Raw genomic sequence first — 3,370 nt, 5'->3', positions numbered from 1 at the left:
GCCACCTCGTGCAGGCCGATCGGCGCTGCGATGGAAGCCACACCGGCGGCCGCGCCGCCAATGGCGGTCAGCGCCGCCACCCCCGTGGCAATGGACTTCACGGTTTTCACAGGTCCCCCTTCGATACACATGGACCGTGGCGGGATTTCGCGGATGCGACGCGCGCGGTCACACGTCTTCATGGTTGAAGATGGTGTAAGTGTGCCTTGTGACACGGGCATTTGTGTCTCAGGTTGGTCACGTTACGACGACGCTACCGCGGCGACGCGTGAAAACACACTGAATGACCTGTGCCGCAAGTGAGTACCGGCACGAGTCTTGGTCGGTCATTCGCCCGCCAGCGCCTCAAGCAGGCTCTTGGGCCGGATATCCGACCAGTTCTGTTCGACGTACTGCAGGCAGTCCTCGCGGCTCGCTTCACCGAAGACCACCCGCCAGCCGGCCGGTGTGTCAGCGAAGGTCGGCCAGAGGCTGTGCTGGTCCTCGTCGTTGGCCAGTACCACGAAGGTCGCGGTTTCGTCATCAAAGGGGTTGGCGCTCATCATGTCTCCTTCGCACGGGATACTTGGACGGGCTGATAGTGGAACCCAACACCCGATCGGATAGCAGTCCGAGGCAGCTCAGGTTGGGAAACCCCGGCCCCTGGGTCAGCCCTGACAGGTTCGGCAGGAACAACTTGGGAGTGACGTCTGTGACGGCGAGGTCATAACCTATCGCCTCCTGCAACCGCTCCGAAGTCAGGGGCCCACCCAGGCCCAGTTCGAGCAGATCAAGCGCATCCTGACTGAACAATGATGCGAACCAAAGCGAATCAGCACCGGAACCGTCGATGACGAGATCAAACCCGTGGACGGTCTCGAGGTTCTCGCTGCCGCGGTTGGTGGACAGCGTCAGCCGGATCTGCCCCTGCCTGCCGACCGCGTGAGCGACGCGGCCCCGCAGGTGGTGGATGCGGTCGTCGGCCAGCAACGCCTCCTGCACGTTCGACGAAAACACGCCGCGGTCGGTGCGGGCCAACGCATCTCTGCGTTCGGCGAGGGTGAGGGCCGGCCAGTTGCTGGGGTCGGAGAACAGCGAGTTCTCGAAAAACCCCTCGCCGCGGGTGAACAGCGTCGCCTGGGGAGAAATGACGGTGATGCTCGAGACTCGGTGCCGGAACAGCTCATTGAGCATCGTCGCGGCCGTCTCGCCGCCGCCGATCACCGCGACCCGCTCGGCGCTGATCCGGTCATGATTGGCGGCGCGGTCCCAGAACTGGGCGATCGACAGGACGCGCGGATTGCCTGGAAGCAACGACTTTTCGGCCTGACCGGGTCCGGTGATCATCAACGCATCGGCGTGCACCGTGGTCTCGTGGGTGTGCAGCGCCCAGCGATCCCCGGTGACGGCCAGCCGTTCGACCTCGCCATGCACCACGCTCATGCCCACGTGGTCGGCGACCCAACTCAGATACTGGCTCCACCGGCGATGCGCCGGGGCGGGTCTGCCGCGGTCGATCCACTCGGCGAACGACGCCGTGGCGATCAGGTAGGACTGCCAGCTGTAGCGGGTCATCCGCTCGTCCAGCTCGGCGTTGCGGCGCGGCACCAGCGCCGAGCGGTAGGGAAAGCCGACGTCCTTTTCCGGGCTGGTGCCCAGCCGGTGGGCGCCGTCGGTCCAGCCGCCGCTGGCCTGCCAGTTCGCCGCGACACCGATCCGGTCCACGGCGACCACGTCCGGAACCTCGACGCCCATGTCACGCAGTACGGAAGCCTTGGCGGCCACGGCCACCGCCTTGGCTCCAGCGCCCACGATCGCGAGTGTGCTCATTTCAACGTCTCCCGCAACGAATCGATCCAAAGTTCTTGCAGCGCGGTGATGTCTGCGTCGGTGAGAATGTCGGGCAGCGCGCGCCACTGCGCGGCCAACACCCGCTCTCCGCTGTATGTCAGCACCATCGCCGCGACGGTGAGCTCGTGGCGCACCGCCAGCTCGGGCTCCGGGACCGGCGAGACCCCGGCAAGCAGTTCGCGCTCGAGCGTCAGCCCGGTGCCGCCCCCGGTGTGGGCGGCGCCCAGGTAATTCAGCAACAGCTGCGGGGGCGCAAATCGGGCGAGCCGTTCGGCGGTGTCGTCCCGCAGGTAGCGCAGCAACCCGAAGTCGAGTCCATCGCCCGGGATCGCCGCCAGCTTCTCCGCCACCGTGTGCGGGTCGGCCGAGTGCAGCCGCACCGGGTAGATGGAGCTGAGCAGGCCCACCGTGTCGCCGGTGTCGATGGCGTGCGCGCCCGGCCCGTCGACCAAACTGTCCGCGCGGCCGTGTGTTTCGAGCGCCAGCAGCGGAGGCGGCGTGGCCTGACCGCGTAGCCGCCGCCAGCGCGTCACCGTCGCCGCGGTGGCGGCGACCAACAGCGTGGGCAGCGGCAGACCCGAATTCAGCAGCCGGCGTGTGAGGTCGGCGTCGGTGGCGACGTTGCGGACGATCAGATCGCGGGCCCGATCGCGGCGGGGATCGAGCCGCCGGGCGCCGAGGTCGGGGTCGTCGCCGTCCAACTCCGACGCCCAGAATCGCACCGTGTCCAACCCGTGCGCACGCGCGGTGAGCGCGTGCGCCCAGCGCCGATAGCTGGTGTGTTCGCGGATGGGTGCCGGTGAGTGACCGGTGGCCGATGCCGTCAAGGCGGCACCGAGTTCACCGAGGATCACCCGCCACGACGCCGGGTCCAGCGCCACGACGTGCGCGGCCAGCAACAGCACGCTCTCGCCGGCCGGGGGTCGCAGCCACACCGCGGCCAGCAGCGTTCCGCGTTCGGGGTCCAAACGGTCAACGGCCCGGGCGACCCGGGCCGGTACCGCCGCGCCCAGGTCGTCGACCTCGACCTCTTCGAGGTCGGTGAGGACGTCCGCGGCCGGTACCGGAACCAGGGTCATGGTGGAGCGATCGACCCGGGTGCGCAGCACTTCATGGCCGTTGATGATGCTCGCCAGCGCGGCATCGAGCTGTTCGCGTCGCAGCGTCTCGGGCAGCCGGATGGCTTCGGTCTGGGCGAGCCGGCGCGGGTCGCCGTGTTCGTAGAGCCACCGGCCGTTGGGCAGCAACGGCATTGGCCCGGTTCCGTCGTCTACCCGCTGGGTGGCCGTGGCGGTTTCGGAGTCGATCGCCTCGGCCAGTTGGCGGATGTTGGTGCAGTCGAGGATCAGTCTGGCGCGCAGCGCGATTCCACGCGCCCGGGCCGCCTGTACCACCGACAGCGCCATGATGCTGTCCAGCCCCAGCTGCAGGAAGTCGGCGGTGACGTCGACGCGCGGGTGCCCCAGCAGCTCGGCGAGCAGTTCGGCCAGCGCGGATTCGGTGGCGGTCTCGGGCGTCGTCGCCCCGGCGACGGACTCGG

General features: G+C 68.4%; 3 protein-coding genes. All 3 read right to left on the bottom strand.

Features of this window, described 5'->3' with window-relative positions; translation table 11 throughout:
• Window positions 1-326: 326 nt before the first annotated feature.
• Window positions 327-542, bottom strand: coding sequence for an MbtH family protein (locus Q0W90_RS23830; RefSeq protein ID WP_297594357.1), 216 nt, complete (start codon window positions 540-542; stop codon window positions 327-329).
• Window positions 523-1,809 (bottom strand): NADPH-dependent L-lysine N(6)-monooxygenase MbtG, encoded by a 1,287-nt coding sequence (gene mbtG, locus Q0W90_RS23825; RefSeq protein WP_297594359.1) that lies wholly within the window; start codon window positions 1,807-1,809, stop codon window positions 523-525. The genes Q0W90_RS23830 and mbtG overlap by 20 nt, the downstream gene beginning before the upstream one ends.
• The coding region (locus Q0W90_RS23820) for a condensation domain-containing protein (RefSeq protein ID WP_297777069.1) at window positions 1,806-3,370 on the bottom strand (1,565 nt) is incomplete at its 5' end. The genes Q0W90_RS23820 and mbtG, both read right to left, overlap by 4 nt.

The sequence above is a fragment of the Mycobacterium sp. genome (assembly GCF_025933915.1).
Lineage (GTDB): Bacteria > Actinomycetota > Actinomycetes > Mycobacteriales > Mycobacteriaceae > Mycobacterium.
This window is presented reverse-complemented; position numbering and strand designations above follow the sequence as displayed.